30 protein-coding genes and 1 pseudogene are annotated in these 19,666 nt (G+C 42.0%); 29 read left to right on the top strand and 2 right to left on the bottom strand.

The features are described 5' to 3' along the window. The first annotated feature begins 16 nt into the window (after positions 1-16). From rplE to salA, 28 genes and pseudogenes are all read left to right on the top strand, one after another. On the top strand, positions 17-556 hold the full coding sequence (gene rplE, locus NYE56_RS21040) for a 50S ribosomal protein L5 (protein ID WP_003225809.1): 540 nt from the start codon (positions 17-19) through the stop codon (positions 554-556). Positions 557-578: 22 nt separating this feature from the next. Beyond that, entirely contained in the window at positions 579-764 is a 186-nt protein-coding gene (rpsN, locus tag NYE56_RS21035) for a 30S ribosomal protein S14 (RefSeq protein ID WP_003156488.1), read from the top strand. A gap of 31 nt (positions 765-795) precedes the next feature. Continuing rightward, positions 796-1,194 carry a 30S ribosomal protein S8 gene (gene rpsH / locus NYE56_RS21030; protein ID WP_003241998.1) on the top strand — a complete coding sequence of 133 codons (399 nt, stop codon included), beginning with the start codon at positions 796-798 and terminating at the stop codon, positions 1,192-1,194. 29 nt (positions 1,195-1,223) lie between these two features. After that, positions 1,224-1,763, top strand: coding sequence for a 50S ribosomal protein L6 (gene rplF / locus NYE56_RS21025; RefSeq protein ID WP_004399690.1), 540 nt, complete (start codon positions 1,224-1,226; stop codon positions 1,761-1,763). Between the two features lie 32 nt (positions 1,764-1,795). After that, entirely contained in the window at positions 1,796-2,158 is a 363-nt protein-coding gene (gene rplR, locus NYE56_RS21020; RefSeq protein WP_003225816.1) for a 50S ribosomal protein L18, read from the top strand. Positions 2,159-2,182: 24 nt separating this feature from the next. Beyond that, entirely contained in the window at positions 2,183-2,683 is a 501-nt protein-coding gene (gene rpsE, locus NYE56_RS21015; protein ID WP_003328273.1) for a 30S ribosomal protein S5, read from the top strand. 13 nt (positions 2,684-2,696) lie between these two features. Continuing rightward, on the top strand, positions 2,697-2,876 hold the full coding sequence (gene rpmD, locus NYE56_RS21010; RefSeq protein WP_003156497.1) for a 50S ribosomal protein L30: 180 nt from the start codon (positions 2,697-2,699) through the stop codon (positions 2,874-2,876). A gap of 30 nt (positions 2,877-2,906) precedes the next feature. After that, positions 2,907-3,347: a 50S ribosomal protein L15 gene (gene rplO / locus NYE56_RS21005; RefSeq protein ID WP_003225819.1), complete on the top strand. Its 441-nt coding sequence runs from the start codon at positions 2,907-2,909 to the stop codon at positions 3,345-3,347. A 1-nt stretch (position 3,348) separates the two neighbouring features. Then, positions 3,349-4,644, top strand: a complete 1,296-nt coding sequence (gene secY / locus NYE56_RS21000) for a preprotein translocase subunit SecY (protein ID WP_004399662.1) — start codon at positions 3,349-3,351, stop codon at positions 4,642-4,644. 54 nt (positions 4,645-4,698) lie between these two features. Further along, complete coding sequence (locus tag NYE56_RS20995; protein ID WP_003241987.1) at positions 4,699-5,352, top strand: adenylate kinase; 654 nt, start codon at positions 4,699-4,701, stop codon at positions 5,350-5,352. Continuing rightward, the gene (gene map, locus NYE56_RS20990) at positions 5,349-6,095 is read left to right on the top strand and encodes a type I methionyl aminopeptidase (RefSeq protein WP_003225828.1); all 747 of its coding nucleotides are present in this window, start codon (positions 5,349-5,351) and stop codon (positions 6,093-6,095) included. Before NYE56_RS20995 ends, map begins: the two co-directional genes overlap by 4 nt. Before the next feature lie 65 nt (positions 6,096-6,160). Then, positions 6,161-6,429, top strand: a pseudogene (locus NYE56_RS20985) (ribosome-binding protein ybzG). After that, a complete protein-coding gene (infA, locus tag NYE56_RS20980) occupies positions 6,407-6,625 on the top strand; it encodes a translation initiation factor IF-1 (RefSeq protein WP_003156508.1) in 219 nt (72 codons plus the stop codon). Before NYE56_RS20985 ends, infA begins: the two are co-directional and overlap by 23 nt. Positions 6,626-6,658: 33 nt before the next feature. After that, entirely contained in the window at positions 6,659-6,772 is a 114-nt protein-coding gene (gene rpmJ / locus NYE56_RS20975) for a 50S ribosomal protein L36 (protein WP_003156543.1), read from the top strand. Positions 6,773-6,794: 22 nt separating this feature from the next. Then, the gene (rpsM, locus tag NYE56_RS20970; RefSeq protein ID WP_003235095.1) at positions 6,795-7,160 is read left to right on the top strand and encodes a 30S ribosomal protein S13; all 366 of its coding nucleotides are present in this window, start codon (positions 6,795-6,797) and stop codon (positions 7,158-7,160) included. Between the two features lie 20 nt (positions 7,161-7,180). Beyond that, positions 7,181-7,576 carry a 30S ribosomal protein S11 gene (gene rpsK, locus NYE56_RS20965; protein WP_009966385.1) on the top strand — a complete coding sequence of 132 codons (396 nt, stop codon included), beginning with the start codon at positions 7,181-7,183 and terminating at the stop codon, positions 7,574-7,576. Between the two features lie 176 nt (positions 7,577-7,752). Next, entirely contained in the window at positions 7,753-8,697 is a 945-nt protein-coding gene (locus NYE56_RS20960) for a DNA-directed RNA polymerase subunit alpha (protein WP_003225835.1), read from the top strand. A gap of 77 nt (positions 8,698-8,774) precedes the next feature. Further along, a complete protein-coding gene (gene rplQ, locus NYE56_RS20955) occupies positions 8,775-9,137 on the top strand; it encodes a 50S ribosomal protein L17 (protein ID WP_003225836.1) in 363 nt (120 codons plus the stop codon). Between the two features lie 127 nt (positions 9,138-9,264). Further along, positions 9,265-10,110, top strand: coding sequence for an energy-coupling factor ABC transporter ATP-binding protein (locus tag NYE56_RS20950; protein WP_004399689.1), 846 nt, complete (start codon positions 9,265-9,267; stop codon positions 10,108-10,110). Further along, a complete protein-coding gene (locus tag NYE56_RS20945) occupies positions 10,086-10,955 on the top strand; it encodes an energy-coupling factor ABC transporter ATP-binding protein (RefSeq protein ID WP_031600082.1) in 870 nt (289 codons plus the stop codon). Before NYE56_RS20950 ends, NYE56_RS20945 begins: the two co-directional genes overlap by 25 nt. Further along, complete coding sequence (locus tag NYE56_RS20940; protein WP_341284411.1) at positions 10,952-11,749, top strand: energy-coupling factor transporter transmembrane component T family protein; 798 nt, start codon at positions 10,952-10,954, stop codon at positions 11,747-11,749. The genes NYE56_RS20945 and NYE56_RS20940 overlap by 4 nt, the downstream gene beginning before the upstream one ends. 9 nt (positions 11,750-11,758) lie before the next feature. Next, on the top strand, positions 11,759-12,502 hold the full coding sequence (gene truA / locus NYE56_RS20935) for a tRNA pseudouridine(38-40) synthase TruA (RefSeq protein WP_268556304.1): 744 nt from the start codon (positions 11,759-11,761) through the stop codon (positions 12,500-12,502). A gap of 161 nt (positions 12,503-12,663) precedes the next feature. Then, positions 12,664-13,101, top strand: a complete 438-nt coding sequence (gene rplM / locus NYE56_RS20930) for a 50S ribosomal protein L13 (RefSeq protein WP_003241966.1) — start codon at positions 12,664-12,666, stop codon at positions 13,099-13,101. 20 nt (positions 13,102-13,121) lie between these two features. After that, a complete protein-coding gene (gene rpsI, locus NYE56_RS20925) occupies positions 13,122-13,514 on the top strand; it encodes a 30S ribosomal protein S9 (protein WP_004399691.1) in 393 nt (130 codons plus the stop codon). Positions 13,515-13,974: 460 nt separating this feature from the next. Beyond that, a complete protein-coding gene (locus tag NYE56_RS20920) occupies positions 13,975-14,742 on the top strand; it encodes a class I SAM-dependent methyltransferase (RefSeq protein WP_341284410.1) in 768 nt (255 codons plus the stop codon). A gap of 185 nt (positions 14,743-14,927) precedes the next feature. Beyond that, positions 14,928-15,371 carry a YbaK family protein gene (locus NYE56_RS20915; protein WP_003235118.1) on the top strand — a complete coding sequence of 148 codons (444 nt, stop codon included), beginning with the start codon at positions 14,928-14,930 and terminating at the stop codon, positions 15,369-15,371. Positions 15,372-15,430: 59 nt separating this feature from the next. After that, positions 15,431-16,144 carry an N-acetylmuramoyl-L-alanine amidase CwlD gene (gene cwlD / locus NYE56_RS20910; RefSeq protein ID WP_015382599.1) on the top strand — a complete coding sequence of 238 codons (714 nt, stop codon included), beginning with the start codon at positions 15,431-15,433 and terminating at the stop codon, positions 16,142-16,144. A gap of 95 nt (positions 16,145-16,239) precedes the next feature. Further along, positions 16,240-17,298 (top strand): iron-sulfur carrier protein/transcriptional regulator SalA, encoded by a 1,059-nt coding sequence (salA, locus tag NYE56_RS20905; protein WP_041337887.1) that lies wholly within the window; start codon positions 16,240-16,242, stop codon positions 17,296-17,298. Between the two features lie 35 nt (positions 17,299-17,333). On the opposite strand, the gene gerD is transcribed toward salA, so the two are convergent. Next, positions 17,334-17,891, bottom strand: coding sequence for a spore germination lipoprotein GerD (gene gerD, locus NYE56_RS20900; protein WP_003235126.1), 558 nt, complete (start codon positions 17,889-17,891; stop codon positions 17,334-17,336). Positions 17,892-18,000: 109 nt separating this feature from the next. Between gerD and kbaA the strand changes: the two genes are divergently transcribed. Further along, positions 18,001-18,597: a KinB-signaling pathway activation protein gene (kbaA, locus tag NYE56_RS20895; protein ID WP_004399693.1), complete on the top strand. Its 597-nt coding sequence runs from the start codon at positions 18,001-18,003 to the stop codon at positions 18,595-18,597. Here kbaA and pdaB read toward each other — a convergent pair whose 3' ends face one another. Further along, positions 18,598-19,362 carry a polysaccharide deacetylase family sporulation protein PdaB gene (pdaB, locus tag NYE56_RS20890; RefSeq protein ID WP_015252978.1) on the bottom strand — a complete coding sequence of 255 codons (765 nt, stop codon included), beginning with the start codon at positions 19,360-19,362 and terminating at the stop codon, positions 18,598-18,600. It lies immediately after the preceding gene. Positions 19,363-19,666 lie beyond the last annotated feature (304 nt).

Below are 19,666 nucleotides of genomic sequence, written 5' to 3'. Positions count from 1 at the left end.
AAGGGAGGTCTATCTCATGAACCGCCTTAAAGAAAAGTACAATAAAGAAATTGCACCTGCTTTAATGACTAAGTTCAACTATGATTCAGTCATGCAAGTGCCTAAAATCGAAAAAATCGTAATCAACATGGGTGTTGGTGACGCTGTTCAAAACGCCAAAGCAATCGACAGTGCTGTTGAAGAATTAACGTTTATCGCAGGTCAAAAACCTGTCGTTACTCGTGCGAAGAAATCAATTGCTGGATTCCGTCTTCGTGAGGGAATGCCTATCGGTGCGAAAGTAACTCTTCGCGGAGAGCGCATGTATGATTTCCTTGATAAACTTATTTCTGTATCTTTACCGCGTGTACGTGACTTCCGCGGGGTTTCTAAAAAATCTTTCGATGGTCGCGGTAACTACACACTTGGTATCAAAGAACAGTTAATCTTCCCTGAAATTGACTACGATAAAGTAACAAAGGTTCGCGGAATGGACATCGTTATCGTAACAACTGCTAATACTGACGAAGAAGCTCGTGAGCTATTAACTCAAGTAGGTATGCCGTTCCAGAAATAATCAATGAAAGGGAGGCGAAATCGTGGCTAAAAAGTCTATGATTGCGAAACAACAACGTACACCAAAGTTTAAAGTACAAGAGTACACACGCTGTGAACGCTGCGGACGTCCGCATTCAGTCATTCGTAAATTTAAACTTTGCCGTATTTGTTTCCGTGAGCTTGCATATAAAGGACAAATTCCTGGCGTGAAAAAAGCCAGCTGGTAATCCCCAAGAAAGGGAAGGAGGTAATTATATAATGGTTATGACAGATCCAATTGCAGATATGCTAACTCGTATTCGCAATGCAAACATGGTACGTCATGAGAAGCTTGAAATTCCTGCTTCTAAATTGAAAAGAGAAATTGCTGAAATTTTAAAGCGTGAAGGTTTCATTCGTGACGTTGAGTTCGTAGAAGACAGCAAACAAGGTATCATCCGCGTTTTCTTGAAATACGGACAAAACAACGAGCGCGTTATCACTGGTCTTAAAAGAATCAGCAAGCCTGGTTTGCGTGTTTATGCTAAATCTAATGAAGTACCTCGCGTACTTAACGGTCTTGGAATCGCGATTATTTCTACATCACAAGGTGTTTTAACGGACAAAGAAGCCCGTGCAAAACAAGCTGGTGGAGAAGTTCTAGCATACGTTTGGTAAGAAGTTTAACATGAATGGAGGTGTTTGGTATGTCTCGTGTAGGTAAGAAGCTACTTGAGATTCCTTCTGATGTTACAGTAACGTTAAATGATAACAACACTGTAGCTGTGAAAGGACCAAAAGGAGAATTAACTCGTACGTTTCACCCTGATATGGAGATTAAAGTAGAGGACAATGTGCTTACAGTCGCTCGTCCTTCTGATCAAAAAGAGCACCGTGCCCTGCATGGTACGACTCGCAGTCTGCTTGGCAACATGGTTGAAGGTGTATCTAAAGGATTTGAAAGAGGTTTGGAATTAGTCGGTGTCGGTTACCGTGCTTCTAAATCCGGAAATAAACTTGTTTTAAACGTTGGATACTCTCATCCTGTTGAGATCGTTCCTGAAGAAGGCATCGAAATCGAAGTTCCTTCTCAAACAAAAGTAGTTGTAAAAGGTACAGACAAAGAACGCGTAGGAGCCATTGCTGCTAACATCCGCGCTGTACGTTCTCCAGAGCCTTACAAAGGTAAAGGAATCCGCTACGAAGGTGAAGTTGTTCGCCGTAAAGAAGGTAAATCTGCTAAGTAAGATCGCTTAAAGTGAAGAAAGGAGTGACCTAGATGATTACGAAAACTAGCAAAAATGCTGCTCGTCTTAAAAGACACGCTCGTGTTCGCGCTAAACTTTCCGGTACTGCTGAAAGACCGCGCCTGAACGTTTTCCGTTCTAACAAGCACATTTACGCTCAAATCATCGATGATGTAAATGGTGTAACACTTGCTAGTGCATCTACTCTCGATAAAGACTTGAACGTTGAAAGCACTGGAGATACTTCTGCTGCTACTAAAGTTGGAGAATTAGTTGCAAAACGCGCTGCTGAAAAAGGCATTTCTGACGTAGTATTTGACCGTGGCGGATACTTATACCATGGACGTGTAAAAGCTTTGGCTGATGCCGCTCGTGAAGCTGGACTTAAATTTTAATAAAAGAAGGAGGGACACATGATTATGCGTCGTATTGACCCAAGCAAATTAGAGTTAGAAGAACGCTTAGTTACGGTTAACCGCGTAGCGAAAGTTGTTAAAGGTGGTCGTCGTTTCCGCTTCGCAGCTCTAGTCGTTGTCGGTGACAAAAACGGACACGTAGGATTCGGTACTGGTAAAGCACAAGAAGTACCAGAAGCGATCCGCAAAGCTGTTGAAGATGCGAAAAAGAATTTGATTGAAGTACCAATGGTTGGAACTACAATTCCACACGAAATCATCGGACGTTTCGGTGCAGGTAACATCTTGTTAAAACCTGCTTCTGAAGGTACTGGAGTTATCGCTGGAGGCCCTGTACGTGCGGTACTTGAGCTAGCTGGTGTAGCTGATATCCTTTCTAAGTCTTTAGGTTCTAACACACCGATCAACATGATTCGTGCAACACTTCAAGGTTTAAGTGAACTTAAACGTGCTGAAGACGTTGCGAAGCTTCGTGGAAAATCTGTAGAAGAACTGTTAGGATAAGGAGGGAACATTAATGGCTAAATTAGAAATTACCCTCAAACGAAGTGTAATCGGTCGCCCGGAAGACCAACGCGTTACTGTAAGAACACTTGGTTTAAAGAAAACAAACCAAACTGTTGTTCATGAAGACAACGCTGCGATCCGTGGTATGATTAATAAAGTATCTCATTTAGTTTCTGTTAAAGAACAATAAAAATATTTGATCGGATAAGGAGGTGTCCTAATGAAACTTCATGAATTAAAACCTTCAGAAGGTTCACGCAAAACGCGTAATCGCGTAGGTCGTGGTATTGGTTCTGGCAACGGTAAAACAGCTGGTAAAGGTCACAAAGGTCAAAACGCTCGTTCTGGCGGCGGTGTACGCCCTGGATTCGAGGGGGGACAAATGCCTTTATTCCAACGTCTTCCTAAACGCGGTTTCACTAACATCAACCGCAAGGAATACGCTGTAGTCAACCTAGACAAATTGAACGGTTTTGCAGAAGGAACGGAAGTCACTCCTGAACTTCTTCTAGAGACTGGTGTTATTAGCAAACTTAATGCAGGAGTAAAGATTCTTGGCAACGGTAAATTAGAGAAAAAATTAACTGTAAAAGCCAATAAATTCTCTGCTTCTGCGAAAGAAGCTGTTGAAGCTGCTGGCGGTACAGCTGAGGTGATCTAACTTGTTTAAAACAATCTCCAACTTTATGCGTGTGAGTGATATCAGGAATAAAATCATATTCACTTTACTCATGCTTATCGTCTTTCGCATAGGTGCGTTTATTCCTGTGCCTTACGTTAACGCTGAAGCGTTACAGGCGCAGTCTCAAATGGGTGTTTTTGATCTCCTTAATACATTTGGCGGCGGTGCGCTTTACCAATTTTCCATTTTCGCAATGGGAATTACTCCTTATATCACGGCTTCGATCATCATTCAGCTGCTTCAGATGGATGTTGTACCGAAGTTTACCGAGTGGTCTAAGCAAGGTGAAGTTGGCCGCCGTAAATTAGCTCAGTTCACAAGGTACTTTACGATTGTGCTTGGTTTCATCCAAGCGTTAGGTATGTCATATGGATTCAATAATCTGGCAAACGGTATGCTGATCGAAAAATCCGGTGTATCGACATATCTTATCATTGCTTTAGTGCTCACTGGCGGAACTGCCTTTTTAATGTGGCTTGGGGAACAAATTACTTCTCATGGAGTAGGCAACGGAATATCGATCATTATCTTCGCGGGGATTGTGTCAAGTATTCCAAAAACAATTGGGCAAATATATGAGACTCAATTTGTCGGCAGCAACGATCAGTTGTTTATTCATATTGTGAAAGTCGCACTTCTTGTGATTGCGATTTTAGCAGTTATTGTTGGAGTTATTTTCATTCAGCAAGCCGTACGGAAAATTGCGATTCAATATGCTAAAGGCACAGGTCGTTCACCTGCTGGCGGAGGTCAGTCTACACACCTTCCATTGAAAGTGAATCCTGCAGGGGTTATTCCGGTAATCTTTGCGGTTGCGTTTTTGATAACGCCGCGGACAATCGCGTCATTCTTTGGAACAAACGATGTGACAAAGTGGATTCAAAACAACTTTGATAATACGCATCCGGTGGGTATGGCGATATATGTTGCGTTGATTATTGCCTTTACGTACTTTTATGCTTTTGTACAGGTAAACCCTGAACAAATGGCTGATAACCTTAAAAAACAGGGTGGCTATATCCCGGGGGTTCGTCCAGGGAAAATGACTCAAGATAGAATTACGAGCATTTTGTATCGACTTACGTTTGTGGGTTCTATATTCTTAGCCGTGATTTCCATTCTTCCTATCTTTTTCATTCAATTCGCTGGATTGCCTCAAAGTGCACAAATTGGCGGAACATCTTTGTTAATTGTTGTCGGGGTAGCCTTGGAGACAATGAAACAACTAGAAAGCCAGTTGGTGAAACGAAACTACCGTGGATTTATGAAAAACTAGAGGAAATGGATTTATCCATTCCCTCTTAATAAAGAGAGGACGGGGGAAATCCGAATGAACTTAGTCTTAATGGGGCTTCCTGGTGCCGGTAAAGGCACACAGGGCGAACGAATTGTTGAGGATTATGGGATTCCTCATATCTCAACAGGAGATATGTTCCGTGCTGCTATGAAAGAAGAAACACCACTCGGACTCGAAGCAAAATCTTATATTGATAAGGGAGAGCTCGTACCTGACGAAGTCACAATCGGAATTGTAAAAGAGAGACTTGGCAAAGATGATTGTGAAAGAGGTTTTCTTCTGGACGGATTTCCGCGAACAGTCGCTCAAGCCGAAGCTCTTGAAGAAATTCTTGAGGAATACGGCAAGCCGATTGATTATGTCATTAACATTGAAGTCGACAAAGACGCTCTGATGGAACGTCTGACTGGACGCAGAATTTGCAGTGTTTGCGGCACAACCTATCATTTAGTCTTTAATCCGCCGAAAACGCCGGGTATTTGTGATAAAGACGGAGGCGAACTCTATCAACGGGCAGATGATAATGAGGAAACAGTCTCTAAACGGCTTGAGGTAAACATGAAGCAAACTCAGCCTTTACTCGATTTCTATTCAGAGAAAGGTTATCTTGCAAACGTGAATGGCCAGCAGGACATTCAAGACGTTTATGCAGATGTGAAGGATCTTCTTGGAGGATTAAAAAAATGATTATCTGTAAAACCCCACGTGAACTTGGTATCATGCGGGAAGCAGGGCGAATCGTGGCTTTAACTCATGAAGAGTTAAAAAAGCACATTAAACCAGGAATCTCGACAAAAGAATTGGATCAAATTGCCGAACGTTTTATTAAGAAGCAGGGTGCAATCCCATCTTTTAAGGGGTATAATGGGTTTCGCGGGAGCATTTGCGTATCAGTTAATGAAGAACTCGTTCACGGCATACCTGGCAGCAGGGTGCTGAAGGACGGTGACATCATCAGTATTGATATCGGTGCTAAATTAAATGGTTATCATGGTGACTCTGCATGGACATATCCGGTAGGAAACATCAGCGATGATGACAAAAAACTTCTGGAAGTGACAGAGGAGTCTTTATATAAAGGCTTGCAGGAAGCAAAACCAGGTGAACGTTTGTCGAATATTTCCCACGCAATACAAACGTATGTCGAAAATGAGCAGTTTTCAGTTGTTAGGGAGTATGTCGGACATGGTGTTGGTCAAGACTTGCATGAGGACCCGCAAATTCCTCATTACGGTCCGCCCAACAAAGGACCACGGCTTAAACCTGGCATGGTTCTCGCTATTGAACCTATGGTGAACGCTGGCAGCCGCTACGTGAAAACATTGGCTGATAACTGGACGGTTGTAACGGTAGATGGGAAAAAGTGTGCTCATTTTGAACATACGATTGCGATTACGGAAACGGGTTTTGATATACTGACGAGAGTCTAGATGATGAAAATAATTCCGAAGACAGATGTTTTTCAAGCTTGATAGGGCAGAAAGCTTGGGTGAACATTGGCAAGACCGAATTCATCTTGCTGCTTGTCGTTGGAATTTTAACCATCATCAATGTACTAACAGCAGACGGAGAAAAGCGTACATTTCATTCTCCTAAGAAAAAGAATATCAATCATTTAACCCTTTATGATTGCGTATCTCCGGAAGTTCAGAACAGTATAAACGAAACAGGGCGTGTGACAAACTTCTTTTGAAATTTGTCAGAAAGCAAGTTACTGATTTGAAGAAGGGAGAACACTTGAATGGCGAAAGACGATGTAATTGAAGTGGAAGGTACTATAGTCGAAACACTGCCAAACGCGATGTTCAAAGTTGAACTTGAAAATGGCCACACTGTTTTGGCTCATGTATCTGGTAAAATCCGCATGCACTTCATTCGCATTTTACCTGGAGACAAAGTTACGGTAGAATTATCTCCATATGACTTAACTCGTGGCAGGATTACGTACCGTTACAAATAAAGCACTCCGGAAACTGAAGGAGGTTGGAAACACATGAAAGTGAGACCATCAGTTAAACCAATCTGCGAAAAATGTAAAGTTATTCGCAGAAAAGGAAAAGTAATGGTGATCTGTGAAAATCCAAAGCATAAACAAAAACAAGGATAATTTATAAGGAGGTGCCCAGAGAATGGCTCGTATTGCTGGTGTAGATATCCCACGTGACAAACGTGTTGTTATTTCTTTAACATACATCTTCGGAATTGGCCGCACAACGGCTCAGCAAGTTTTAAAAGAAGCTGGAGTTTCAGAAGATACTCGTGTGCGCGATCTTACTGAAGAAGAACTTGGTAAAATCCGTGATATTATTGACAAACTAAAAGTAGAAGGTGACCTTCGCCGTGAAGTTTCTCTTAATATCAAACGTCTGATCGAAATCGGAAGCTACCGCGGAATCCGTCATCGCAGAGGATTACCTGTTCGCGGACAAAACTCTAAAAACAACGCGCGTACTCGTAAAGGTCCGCGTCGTACTGTAGCTAACAAGAAAAAATAAGTAAGGGAGGTTCTTAAACAATGGCTGCTGCTCGTAAATCTAACACGCGTAAACGTCGCGTGAAAAAGAATATTGAGTCTGGAATTGCTCATATTCGTTCAACTTTCAATAACACGATCGTTACGATCACTGACACTCATGGTAATGCTATTTCTTGGTCTAGTGCCGGAGCTTTAGGATTCAGAGGTTCTCGTAAATCTACTCCTTTTGCTGCGCAAATGGCTGCAGAAACAGCTGCTAAAGGTTCAATCGAACATGGTCTTAAAACTCTAGAGGTTACTGTTAAAGGACCTGGTTCAGGCCGTGAAGCTGCAATCCGTGCACTTCAAGCTGCTGGACTAGAAGTCACTGCTATCAGAGACGTAACTCCTGTTCCTCATAACGGATGCCGTCCACCAAAACGTCGCCGCGTGTAATTTGTTTGTATAGATTTTGTGTCCCTGTCAATAATGGGTTATGATACAGTTATTTATGAAACGAATGCACCGACTCGTTGCCTGAGCACATACGGGACTAAACAATGGGGAATTTCGGATGGAATCTCATATGATTCTATTCGAGGTTTCGACGTTTTGAAGGAGGGTTTTAAGTAATGATCGAGATTGAAAAACCAAAAATCGAAACGGTTGAAATCAGCGACGATGCCAAATTTGGTAAGTTTGTCGTAGAGCCACTTGAGCGTGGATATGGTACAACTCTGGGTAACTCCTTACGTCGTATCCTCTTATCCTCACTCCCTGGTGCCGCTGTAACATCAATCCAGATAGATGGTGTACTGCACGAATTCTCGACAATTGAAGGCGTTGTGGAAGATGTTACAACGATTATCTTACACATTAAAAAGCTTGCATTGAAAATCTACTCTGATGAAGAGAAGACGCTAGAAATTGATGTACAGGGTGAAGGAACTGTAACGGCAGCTGATATTACACACGATAGTGATGTAGAGATCTTAAATCCTGATCTTCATATCGCGACTCTTGGTGAGAATGCGAGTTTCCGAGTTCGCCTTACTGCTCAAAGAGGACGTGGGTATACGCCTGCTGACGCAAACAAGAGAGACGATCAGCCAATCGGCGTGATTCCGATCGATTCTATCTATACGCCAGTTTCTCGTGTATCTTATCAGGTAGAGAACACTCGTGTAGGCCAAGTTGCAAACTATGATAAACTTACACTTGATGTTTGGACTGATGGAAGCACTGGACCGAAAGAAGCAATTGCGCTTGGTTCAAAGATTTTAACTGAACACCTTAATATATTCGTTGGTTTAACTGACGAAGCTCAACATGCTGAAATCATGGTTGAAAAAGAAGAAGATCAAAAAGAGAAAGTTCTTGAAATGACAATTGAAGAATTGGATCTTTCTGTTCGTTCTTACAACTGCTTAAAGCGTGCGGGTATTAACACGGTTCAAGAGCTTGCGAACAAGACGGAAGAAGATATGATGAAAGTTCGAAATCTAGGACGCAAATCACTTGAAGAAGTGAAAGCGAAACTAGAAGAACTTGGACTCGGACTTCGCAAAGACGATTGACTAGTTTCCCATGTGAACTAGGATTTTCGTGTGTTTATTATTCAGAAACAGCATTCCAATAAAGGAGGGGACATCACATGTCATACAGAAAACTAGGACGTACGAGTGCACAGCGTAAAGCTATGCTTCGTGATCTTACAACTGATTTGATCATCAACGAAAGAATCGAAACAACTGAAACACGTGCGAAAGAACTTCGCTCTGTAGTTGAAAAAATGATCACGCTTGGCAAACGCGGTGATCTTCACGCTCGCCGTCAAGCTGCTGCATACATCCGCAACGAGGTTGCAAACGAAGAAAATAACCAAGATGCACTTCAAAAATTATTCTCTGACATTGCAACTCGTTACGAGGAGCGCCAAGGCGGATACACACGTATTATGAAGCTTGGTCCTCGCCGTGGTGACGGAGCACCAATGGCAATTATCGAATTGGTTTAATCACATATTTTTGTGTATCTAAAGAAGGGCGGGACAGTTTCTAACTGGATCTATGCCCTTTTTTTAGATACTGCAACTTTTAATAGAGAGAAAAGCAGAGCATTAGCTGAGAGGAGGCCGGTTTTCCATGAATCAAAATCAGTTGATATCGGTAGAGGATATCGTATTTCGATATCGGAAGGACGCAGAAAGACGAGCACTAGACGGCGTCTCCCTGCAGGTGTATGAGGGTGAATGGCTTGCAATCGTAGGTCATAACGGTTCAGGGAAATCAACACTGGCCCGGGCATTGAATGGTTTAATTCTTCCTGAATCAGGCGACATTGAGGTTGCCGGGATTCAATTGACAGAGGAATCTGTTTGGGAAGTGCGTAAGAAGATAGGTATGGTCTTTCAAAATCCGGATAACCAATTTGTCGGAACGACTGTTCGCGATGATGTGGCTTTTGGTTTAGAAAACAATGGTGTACCGCGGGAAGAAATGATTGAGAGAGTAGACTGGGCAGTAAAACAGGTGAATATGCAAGATTTTCTCGATCAAGAGCCGCACCATCTCTCCGGAGGCCAAAAGCAGAGAGTTGCGATTGCGGGGGTTATTGCCGCACGTCCTGATATTATTATCTTAGATGAAGCAACATCCATGCTTGATCCGATCGGGCGAGAAGAAGTGCTTGAAACGGTAAGACATTTAAAAGAGCAGGGCATGGCGACTGTCATATCCATTACACATGATCTGAATGAGGCAGCAAAAGCAGACAGGATCATTGTCATGAATGGCGGTAAAAAATATGCTGAAGGGCCGCCTGAAGAGATTTTTAAATTGAATAAAGAACTTGTTCGAATTGGGCTTGATTTACCCTTCTCATTCCAGCTTAGCCAGCTTTTAAGAGAAAATGGACTGGCTTTGGAAGAAAACCATTTGACTCAGGAAGGGCTGGTGAAAGAGCTGTGGACATTACAATCAAAGATGTAGAGCATCGTTATCAGATGAAGACGCCGTTTGAGCGCCTAGCACTGTATGATATCAATGCATCGATTAAAGAAGGAAGCTACGTAGCCGTTATCGGGCATACAGGCTCTGGCAAGTCCACTCTTCTTCAGCACCTAAATGGTCTCCTGAAGCCGACGAAGGGACAGATATCACTAGGCAGCACTGTCATTCAGGCAGGGAAAAAGAATAAAGATCTGAAAAAACTTCGTAAAAAAGTCGGAATCGTTTTCCAATTTCCTGAGCATCAATTATTCGAAGAAACAGTTCTTAAAGATATTTCATTCGGACCGATGAACTTTGGTGTTAAAAAAGAAGATGCTGAACAAAAAGCGAGAGAGATGCTGCAGCTTGTAGGTTTATCAGAAGAGCTTTTGGACAGGTCACCCTTTGAATTAAGCGGGGGGCAAATGCGCAGAGTTGCAATTGCCGGCGTACTTGCAATGGACCCTGAAGTGCTTGTTCTGGATGAACCGACTGCAGGATTGGACCCAAGAGGGCGAAAAGAGATTATGGATATGTTTTATGAGCTTCATCAACGTGGGAACCTGACGACGATCCTTGTGACACACAGCATGGAGGATGCAGCTGCATACGCTGATGAAATGATTGTTATGCATAAAGGAACGATACAAGCATCAGGCAGTCCGCGTGATCTGTTTTTAAAGGGTGAAGAGATGGCCGGCTGGGGGCTGGATCTTCCTGAAACAATAAAATTCCAAAGACACCTTGAAGCTGTACTGGGTGTGAGATTTAATGAGCCTATGCTCACAATCGAAGATGCCGCTGCTGAAATCCGTGCTCTTTTTCAGGGGGAGAAGACTTTATGATGGACAGCATGATTATCGGCAAGTATGTACCGGGGACTTCACTTGTGCACCGGCTTGACCCCAGAACAAAACTGATCACGATCTTTTTATTTGTCTGCATTGTATTCTTAGCCAATAATGTTCAGACATATGCGTTGCTTGGTTTATTTACAGTTGGCGTCGTTTCTTTAACAAGAGTTCCTTTCTCTTTTTTAATGAAAGGACTGAAGCCAATCATCTGGATTGTCCTTTTTACGTTCCTTCTTCACATCCTTATGACACATGAAGGACCGGTTATCTTTCAAATAGGTTTTTTCAAAGTCTATGAGGGCGGTCTGGTTCAGGGGATATTCATTTCTCTTAGATTCGTCTATTTGATTTTAATCACAACCTTATTAACGCTTACGACCACACCGATTGAGATTACCGATGGAATGGAGCAGCTGCTGAACCCATTGAAAAAATTAAAGCTTCCTGTTCATGAGCTGGCTCTTATGATGTCAATTTCTTTACGGTTTATTCCGACACTGATGGAGGAGACAGATAAGATCATGAAGGCTCAGATGGCGCGAGGCGTTGATTTTACAAGCGGGCCTGTCAAAGATAGAGTGAAGGCTATTGTCCCGCTTCTTGTCCCGCTCTTCGTCAGCGCATTTAAACGCGCCGAAGAGCTTGCGGTGGCAATGGAAGCAAGAGGCTATCAAGGCGGAGAAGGACGTACGAAATATAGAAAGCTTGTATGGACAGGAAAAGACACTTCTGTCATTGTCAGCTTAATTATATTAGCTGCTTTGTTATTTTTCTTAAGGGCTTAGAGGTGCTGTATGAGACTGAAATGCACGATTTCTTATGACGGACATTTGTTTAATGGTTATCAGGTTCAGCCGGGCAAAAGAACGGTTCAGGATGAACTGGAGAAGGCTTTGGCTGTCCTGCATAAGTCAAAAAACAGAATTCCGGTCGTTTCGTCTGGAAGAACAGACAGCGGGGTTCACGCAGCCGGACAGGTGATTCATTTTGACACTCCGCTGGCTATCCCGGCTGAGAGATGGCCATATGCCTTAAATGCACTGCTTCCGGACGATATCGCAGTCAAACAGGCAGAAATTGCGGATGATGGGTTCCATGCACGATTTAGCGCAGTCAAAAAAGAATATCGCTACTTTGTATACACGGAGAAACACCCGGACGTATTTAAACGGCATTACGCTTACCATTTTTCATATCGCCTTAATGTGCAGGACATGAGAGAAGCGGCAAAGCATCTTATAGGGACACATGATTTTACGAGCTTTTGCGCGGCTAAAACAGAAGTGCAGGACAAGGTAAGAACGATATACGAACTTGATTGGACTGAGACGGCTGACGGCCTGCAAATGCGGATCACAGGCAGCGGTTTCTTATATAATATGGTCAGAATTATTGCGGGTACTTTGCTTGATGCAGGTATTGGAAAAATTTCTCCCGATGAGGTGAAATCCATGCTGGAAGCGAAGGATCGCGAAGCGGCAGGGCGCACAGCGCCGGGGCACGGGCTATATTTATGGAACGTTTACTATGACAACTAAACCAGGTGTATAATATTTTCTTGACAGAGTCTGCATAAAGTTATAAGATATCATATGGTATGTATTTCAACCCCACGATAAGCCCCGGAACTTATTGTGTTGTGAAATAGAACGTAATCGAAGTTTATTGAAAATGACAGATCATTTAGGAGGGAAATTCAATGCGTACAACACCTATGGCTAACGCAAGTACTATTGAACGCAAGTGGTTAGTTGTTGATGCTGCTGGCAAGACTTTAGGTCGTCTTTCTTCAGAAGTTGCAGCTATCCTTCGCGGAAAACACAAACCAACTTACACACCACACGTTGATACTGGAGATCATGTGATCATCATCAACGCTGAAAAAATCGAGTTAACTGGTAAAAAGTTAACTGACAAAATCTACTACCGTCACACTCAACATCCAGGCGGATTAAAATCAAGAACTGCTCTTGAAATGCGTACAAACTACCCTGAGAAAATGCTTGAGCTTGCTATCAAAGGCATGCTTCCAAAAGGTTCTCTAGGTCGTCAAATGTTCAAAAAATTGAACGTATACCGTGGTTCTGAGCATCCACACGAAGCACAAAAACCTGAAGTTTACGAACTTCGCGGTTAATTAAAAAGGAGGTTACCAATTTGGCACAGGTTCAATATTACGGTACTGGCCGTCGTAAAAGCTCTGTAGCGCGTGTGCGTTTAGTTCCAGGAGAAGGCCGTATCGTCGTTAATAATCGTGAAATCAGCGAACATATCCCATCTGCAGCTTTAATCGAAGATATCAAACAACCATTAACTTTGACTGAAACAGCTGGCACTTATGATGTTTTAGTAAACGTACATGGAGGCGGCTTATCTGGTCAAGCTGGAGCAATCCGTCACGGTATCGCTCGTGCTTTGCTTGAAGCAGATCCAGAATACCGTACAACTCTTAAACGTGCAGGTCTTCTGACTCGTGACGCTCGTATGAAAGAACGTAAAAAATACGGTCTTAAAGGCGCTCGTCGTGCACCTCAGTTCTCAAAACGTTAATTTTACGTTTTCAAAAAGCTCTCGACCTTGGGTTGGGAGCTTTTTTCTTTCAATAAAACGTGGCAGCCTCGCATAAAAATAACAACTGAATGGACGCTTGACGGGGTTAAGCAAATTCTTTGTTTGTAAACGGTCTCTTTGTAATAATCATGATAGCTTTCATTCTTATTCAATTGGAACTTTGGTCAATGTTTATTATCGTTATGTGATCAGCCCAGCTTCATCTAACCACTGTATCTCATCCGTTAAAGTTCACTGCTGATTAACCCGGAGAAACAATAGCTCTCATTGCTAATGGGTTTATGTAACGAAGTAAAAGTAAATCTGATGATATAAATCACATATCTCCTTTGTGATTTTTTTGCGTTTTTATGAACTTTTTTCTAAATATGCAAAGGGAAAGCGATATCAATCTAGAAATATTTGTTATACTCTATACATTAAAGTAAGGAGAAGATTCATGAATGCGTTAGTAGCTCATAATAGCAAAGCCTGGGATAAAAAAGTAGAAACAGGCAATGAATGGACTGTTGCTGTTGAGCAGCAGGTTATCGAACAAGCAAAAAAAGGCAATTGGGATATAAGGGTAACACCAATGAAAGATGTACCGAAGGAATGGTTTCCGCCTGTCAAAGGTCTGAAAGTACTCTGTTTAGCATCAGGCGGCGGCCAGCAGGGTCCAGTTTTGGCAGCCGCAGGCGCGGATGTCACCGTATTAGATAACTCAGAAAAACAGCTGAATCAGGATAGAATGATTGCTGAGCGAGATGGTCTCACGATACACACTGTCAAAGGAAGCATGGACGATTTAAGTGTATTTAATGATGAATCATTTGATGTCATTGTACATCCTGTTGCCAATGTTTTTGTTGAGAATGTCCTCCCGGTATGGAAGGAAGCGCACCGTGTGTTGAAAAGGAACGGCATTCTAATCTCGGGTTTTGTCAATCCTGTTGTATTTCTGTTTGATACAGAATTAGAACAGCAAGGTGTTTTAAAAGTAAAACACTCCATTCCATACGCTGACCCAGAAGATCTTCCAAAACATAAAGTGAAAAAACTGATCGAAAATAATGAGGCTCTGGAATTCGGCCATTCCTTAGAAGACCAAATCAAAGGCCAAATTGATGCCGGTTTTATCGTTACTGGTTTTTATGAAGATAAAGGCGGGTTTGTATTAGACCAATATATCCATACATATTCTGCAACAAGAAGCGTGAAAGTATGAAAAGCAGCGACCTGTTAGAGGGGCTGCTTTTTTCATAACCAATTACAGAACGTTCGTTCCGCACCCTGCGGAAAGCTGATTTTTTATCGATTTTACACCTTCATTTGGGCGAATTTCCAACCGAATTCGGGCATTGTTTCATCATCCAAACCTCAAAATAATCCGTAAAAGGAGAGTGAATTTATATGGCAGAAGTACTGTCTTTTATGGATGTGAAACGCCAAAAGGATTTTGAATTAGAAAAGAACTTGCTCAAAGAACTCTCTCTGAGACAAATTATCCAGTCTGTTAAGGATTGTTTGGAACCATTATTTCCATTTTTACATGATGAACGAGATATTATTACTGAAGGCTGTATTGATTTTGCGATTGAAGCTTATTTGTTAGGCGGGCGTTTTGGGATATTCGGCTATTACGGAGAATCCATGCAAAGTATCAGTGCCCGCTCTGCAAGAGAAGAAGAAGAGCTACGTATGGAGTTTTTTGATTATCTCTATAATTGGATACACGAGCAATACGCAACATTTGATAAAAACACGGTTTATGAAGCGGCACGCAAGTTCATTAAAGATTGGTGGACAGCGGGGTTTGTTCAAAGAGAAAAACAGTGTAAGCTTCGCATGCGATAATCATATTTCCCGGCCCTGTCCCATAGTTATGTAATAACGGACAAGCGGGAGGGGAAGGGATGAGGAAAAAGCTTAAATGGCTCGGTTTTTTGCTAGGCTTCATCGTATTACTATTTCTGTTCAAATATCAGTTCAGCAATAACGACTCTTGGAAGCCGTGGAGCCTGCCCTTGAGCGGTAAAATCATTTATCTAGATCCAGGTCATGGCGGGCCTGACGGCGGAGCAGTCGGCGGAAAGCTGTTAGAGAAGGATGTTACCCTGGAAGTGGCTTTTAGAGTCAGGGATTATCTTCAAGAACAAGGAGCGCTTGTTATCATGACCAGAGAAAGTGATACTGATCTCGCTCCAGAAGGAACAAAAGGCTATAGTCGACGAAAAGCTGAGGATCTAAGACAACGAGTCAAATTAATAAACCATTCAGAGGCGGAGCTCTATATCAGCATTCATCTTAATGCGATTCCGTCACAAAAATGGAGCGGAGCCCAAAGCTTTTATTACGGGAAATATGCGGAAAATGAGAAAGTCGCAAAATACATCCAGGATGAACTGAGAAGAAATCTGGAAAACACAACCCGGAAAGCAAAGCGGATTCATGGTATCTACTTAATGCAAAACGTCACCAAACCGGGGGCGCTTATAGAAGTCGGATTTTTATCCAATCCAAGTGAAGCAACGTTGCTCGGTAAACCGAAATATCAAGACAAGGTGGCATCTTCCATATATAAAGGCATTTTGCGATATTTTACAGAAAAAGGAGACCCTCCGGAGTAATGGAGGGTTTTCTTGTGGTTCTAAGCATAAGACACCCGCCATTTATGTATGATATAATAATAATTGTAAACGAATACACAAAAGGGTGAGGTTCGATGATAAGAGAAGATGAAGTAAGAAAACTAGTCGGAGAAATGCGCGAACCTTTTCTTCAAAGACCTCTGGGAGAATTGGATGCCGTTAAGGAAATTAAAATAAAGCCTGAAAAACGGCATATCAGTGTAAAAGTCGCTCTTGCAAAAACAGGAACTGCAGAACAAATGCAGATTCAGCAAGAGATCGTAAACGTATTAAAAGGGGCAGGAGCTGAGACAGTCGGCCTTCGATTTGAAGAGCTGCCTGAAGAAACGGTTGCTAAATTCCGGGCGCCGTCAGCTGAGAAAAAAACATTATTAAATATGGATAACCCGCCAGTCTTTCTTGCTGTAGCAAGTGGAAAAGGCGGCGTAGGCAAGTCAACTGTGTCGGTTAACCTAGCTATTTCTCTGGCTCGTCTAGGGAAAAAGGTTGGTTTAATTGATGCGGATATTTATGGGTTCAGTGTGCCGGACATGATTGGTATTACTGTGCGTCCAACAATTGAAGGAGAGAAACTTCTTCCTGTTGAACGCTTTGGAGTAAAGGTCATGTCAATGGGCTTTTTCGTAGAAGAAAATGCCCCGGTCGTATGGAGAGGACCGATGCTCGGCAAAATGCTGAATAACTTTTTCCATGAAGTAGAGTGGGGAGAAGTAGACTATATCGTTCTTGATCTTCCGCCTGGTACAGGGGACGTTGCTCTCGATGTACATACAATGCTTCCGAGCTGCAAAGAAATTATCGTATCTACGCCGCATCCGACAGCTGCTTTTGTCGCGGCCAGAGCGGGCTCTATGGCGATTAAAACCGATCATGAGGTCGTGGGTGTCATAGAGAACATGGCTTATTATGAAAGTGCAAAGACAGGGGAAAGAGAATATGTCTTTGGAAAAGGCGGAGGAGATAAACTGGCTGAGGAACTAAACGTGCCTTTACTCGGCAGAATCCCATTGAAACAGCCCGATTGGGATAAGGACCAATTTGCTCCGTCTGTTTATGACGAAAATCATCCAATCGGAGAAATATATCAGGACATCGCAAAAAAAATAGATGCAAAAATGTCAGTGCAGGTATAAAAGGTGAACCGGGATTCCAGATCCCGGCTTTCCCTTTATTCACTTTCTTTTGCTGTGTCTTTTGCTGCTTTTTTCAGCTCATCTTCGAACTGCTTTTTGTAAAGCGGACTAGAAAGTGTTTCGTTAATAACCTCTTCTAAATAACTGCGGAATTCTTGGCTTTTTGCCAGCTGGCTGTACTTTTTATCCATGCCGGGATCCTGCATCACGCTCATCAGCATCTTCTGGTAATCTGGATCCTTCATCAGCTTTTTAATCACTTTTTCATGCTCTGTCTGAAGAGTTTTGGCAAAGCCCTCAGCAAAATCAGTGTCTTCAAAGATGTTTTTCCAAAATTCTTCACCTTTTTTAGAAGTGAGTGTTTTTTCTATTGTTCCTTTAATTGCATCTTGGTCAATCACCAGCGCTTCATTCATGGCATCATCATTTAATAATTCCTTAATAGCTTTCTTTCCATCATCAGTTTTTAATATATCAACAACCATTTTTTTGGTCTGATCATAGTCCATATCCGCTGCTTGGTCTTTTGGAGCGCAAGCTGTTACAGATAATAACAAAAAACAGCTCATCAATAGCGTTTTGGCTTTTGACATGCTTAAGCTCCTTTCACATACTTGTCTTACTTTTAATATGATTCATCTGTTTGGAATTATACATAACAAAATATCGCTGTTCGCGATTTTTGAGGGGATGAATAAAGAAATGAAAAGCCGTGGTTTAGTTCGTTTTTTCTTTTCTATTTTAGCTGTCGGAGCGCTTATCACGAGTATTGTGGGTTTTGCTTTAAAATGGGGAGAATATAGAGGGCTGTTTCTTACATTTGAAGCGGGGCAGATTTTCTCTGTTTTATTTTGGTTTATCGGTGTAGGCATGATTTTCAGTGTGATCAGCCAAATGGGTTTTTTCGTGTTTTTAACAGTTCATCGGTTTGCGCTTGAGATATTAAGGTCCTCCTCTTTGTGGAATTTGCTGCAGTTGTTTTTCATCCTGTTTGTTGCTTTTGATTTAATGTACGTGCGTTTTTTATTTTTTGGAGAGAGCGGAGAATCGCTGGCTGGCTATGCGTGGTTACCGGTGTTTTTATTGATCTTTGGAGTGATTACAGCTTATATAAAGCAAAAGCAGTCCTCTAAGAAAACATTTGTGTCATCGTTGTTTTTGATGGTTGTGATTACCGCATTAGAATGGTTCCCTGCATTAAGAGTAAATGATGAGGACTGGCTTTATTTAATGCTTTTTCCGTTAATGGCATGTAATGCCTTCCAATTGCTGATGTTGCCGAAGTTTGCAGCAAAGTAATTACTTTACCTCTGCGGATTTGGCATCAGAATTTGCGATGAGATCACCCACGGTTACATTTTTTAATCCTTTTTCTTTCAGCTGATGGATGATATCAGGCAATGCTTCTTCTGTTTGTTTTGCCGAATCGGAGGCATGTAAAAGAATAATGTCTCCACCGGAAACTTGCTTGGTCACATTGTCGATGATTTTTTCAACTCCGGGATTTGTCCAGTCTTGAGAGTTCACACTGTAATGAACGACTGTATAATTGTATTGCTTTGCGACCTTTAGAACATTCTTATTGAATTGGCCGGTAGGGGGTCTTAATAGCTGTATGTCTTTGACCCCTAACTTTTCAAAGGCTGTTTGCGCACGGTTTATGTCCTTTTTTATTTCGCTGCTCTCTAAATTGGCATAGTTTTTATAAGCGTAGCCCATGCTCCCAATTTGATGTCCATCCTTTACGATACGGGCCACTGTGTCGGGATGGCGTTCTGCCCAAGAAGCGGACAGGAAAAACGTTGCGTTTTTAATCCCGTTTGCTTTCAGAGTATTAAGTATCGGTTCTGCTCTCTCATCACCCCAGCTGATATCGAAAGTAAGTGAAATATCTTTAGAGTCTGTTTCTCCTTTATAAATGGCTTTAGGTCCGGTGTCAGTTGAAAACACGGGAAGCGGGACAGCTCTTTGGATATAAAAAAAGCTGGCAGCTGCAAATGCGGCGATAAGTATAATAATTAATTGTTTTACCCGTTTAATGTGCCACACATAGAAGTGATTCACTGATGATGCCTCCTTATCTTGTCCATCATTCTTGTTTTACATCTTATGAGCATGGACAATTGAATATAACCGATAAAATGTCTCTTCACATAGCCTAAATTAGGTGTTGACCTTTTGATAATATCCGTGATATATTATTATTCGTCGCTGATAAACAGCTGACATCAACTAAAAGCTTCATTAAGTACTTTGAAAAAAATTATTGACTTAAAAGAAGCTAAATGTTATAGTAATAAAGCTGCTTCGTTAAGCGGCGGTAATGATCTTTGAAAACTAAACAAGACAAAACGTACCTGTTAATTCA

The sequence above is a fragment of the Bacillus sp. FSL R5-0603 genome, from assembly GCF_038050295.1.
Lineage (GTDB): Bacteria > Bacillota > Bacilli > Bacillales > Bacillaceae > Bacillus > Bacillus subtilis.
This window is presented reverse-complemented; position numbering and strand designations above follow the sequence as displayed.

What these genes read in the sequence shown, in the direction of transcription:
- NYE56_RS20915 (WP_003235118.1), top strand. Translation starts at nt 14,928, where the DNA reads ATGGCAGAAGTACTGTCTTTTATGGATGTGAAACGCCAAAAGGATTTT.
- rpsE (WP_003328273.1), top strand. Translation starts at nt 2,183, where the DNA reads ATGCGTCGTATTGACCCAAGCAAATTAGAGTTAGAAGAACGCTTAGTT.
- truA (WP_268556304.1), top strand. Translation starts at nt 11,759, where the DNA reads ATGAGACTGAAATGCACGATTTCTTATGACGGACATTTGTTTAATGGT.
- rpmJ (WP_003156543.1), top strand. Translation starts at nt 6,659, where the DNA reads ATGAAAGTGAGACCATCAGTTAAACCAATCTGCGAAAAATGTAAAGTT.
- rpsH (WP_003241998.1), top strand. Translation starts at nt 796, where the DNA reads ATGGTTATGACAGATCCAATTGCAGATATGCTAACTCGTATTCGCAAT.
- NYE56_RS20920 (WP_341284410.1), top strand. Translation starts at nt 13,975, where the DNA reads ATGAATGCGTTAGTAGCTCATAATAGCAAAGCCTGGGATAAAAAAGTA.
- rplR (WP_003225816.1), top strand. Translation starts at nt 1,796, where the DNA reads ATGATTACGAAAACTAGCAAAAATGCTGCTCGTCTTAAAAGACACGCT.
- rpsK (WP_009966385.1), top strand. Translation starts at nt 7,181, where the DNA reads ATGGCTGCTGCTCGTAAATCTAACACGCGTAAACGTCGCGTGAAAAAG.
- rplE (WP_003225809.1), top strand. Translation starts at nt 17, where the DNA reads ATGAACCGCCTTAAAGAAAAGTACAATAAAGAAATTGCACCTGCTTTA.
- kbaA (WP_004399693.1), top strand. Translation starts at nt 18,001, where the DNA reads ATGAAAAGCCGTGGTTTAGTTCGTTTTTTCTTTTCTATTTTAGCTGTC.
- rpsM (WP_003235095.1), top strand. Translation starts at nt 6,795, where the DNA reads ATGGCTCGTATTGCTGGTGTAGATATCCCACGTGACAAACGTGTTGTT.
- NYE56_RS20950 (WP_004399689.1), top strand. Translation starts at nt 9,265, where the DNA reads ATGAATCAAAATCAGTTGATATCGGTAGAGGATATCGTATTTCGATAT.
- salA (WP_041337887.1), top strand. Translation starts at nt 16,240, where the DNA reads ATGATAAGAGAAGATGAAGTAAGAAAACTAGTCGGAGAAATGCGCGAA.
- rpmD (WP_003156497.1), top strand. Translation starts at nt 2,697, where the DNA reads ATGGCTAAATTAGAAATTACCCTCAAACGAAGTGTAATCGGTCGCCCG.
- rplM (WP_003241966.1), top strand. Translation starts at nt 12,664, where the DNA reads ATGCGTACAACACCTATGGCTAACGCAAGTACTATTGAACGCAAGTGG.
- NYE56_RS20940 (WP_341284411.1), top strand. Translation starts at nt 10,952, where the DNA reads ATGATGGACAGCATGATTATCGGCAAGTATGTACCGGGGACTTCACTT.
- NYE56_RS20960 (WP_003225835.1), top strand. Translation starts at nt 7,753, where the DNA reads ATGATCGAGATTGAAAAACCAAAAATCGAAACGGTTGAAATCAGCGAC.
- rplO (WP_003225819.1), top strand. Translation starts at nt 2,907, where the DNA reads ATGAAACTTCATGAATTAAAACCTTCAGAAGGTTCACGCAAAACGCGT.
- NYE56_RS20995 (WP_003241987.1), top strand. Translation starts at nt 4,699, where the DNA reads ATGAACTTAGTCTTAATGGGGCTTCCTGGTGCCGGTAAAGGCACACAG.
- gerD (WP_003235126.1), bottom strand. Translation starts at nt 17,891, where the DNA reads ATGTCAAAAGCCAAAACGCTATTGATGAGCTGTTTTTTGTTATTATCT.
- map (WP_003225828.1), top strand. Translation starts at nt 5,349, where the DNA reads ATGATTATCTGTAAAACCCCACGTGAACTTGGTATCATGCGGGAAGCA.
- rplQ (WP_003225836.1), top strand. Translation starts at nt 8,775, where the DNA reads ATGTCATACAGAAAACTAGGACGTACGAGTGCACAGCGTAAAGCTATG.
- rplF (WP_004399690.1), top strand. Translation starts at nt 1,224, where the DNA reads ATGTCTCGTGTAGGTAAGAAGCTACTTGAGATTCCTTCTGATGTTACA.
- cwlD (WP_015382599.1), top strand. Translation starts at nt 15,431, where the DNA reads ATGAGGAAAAAGCTTAAATGGCTCGGTTTTTTGCTAGGCTTCATCGTA.
- infA (WP_003156508.1), top strand. Translation starts at nt 6,407, where the DNA reads ATGGCGAAAGACGATGTAATTGAAGTGGAAGGTACTATAGTCGAAACA.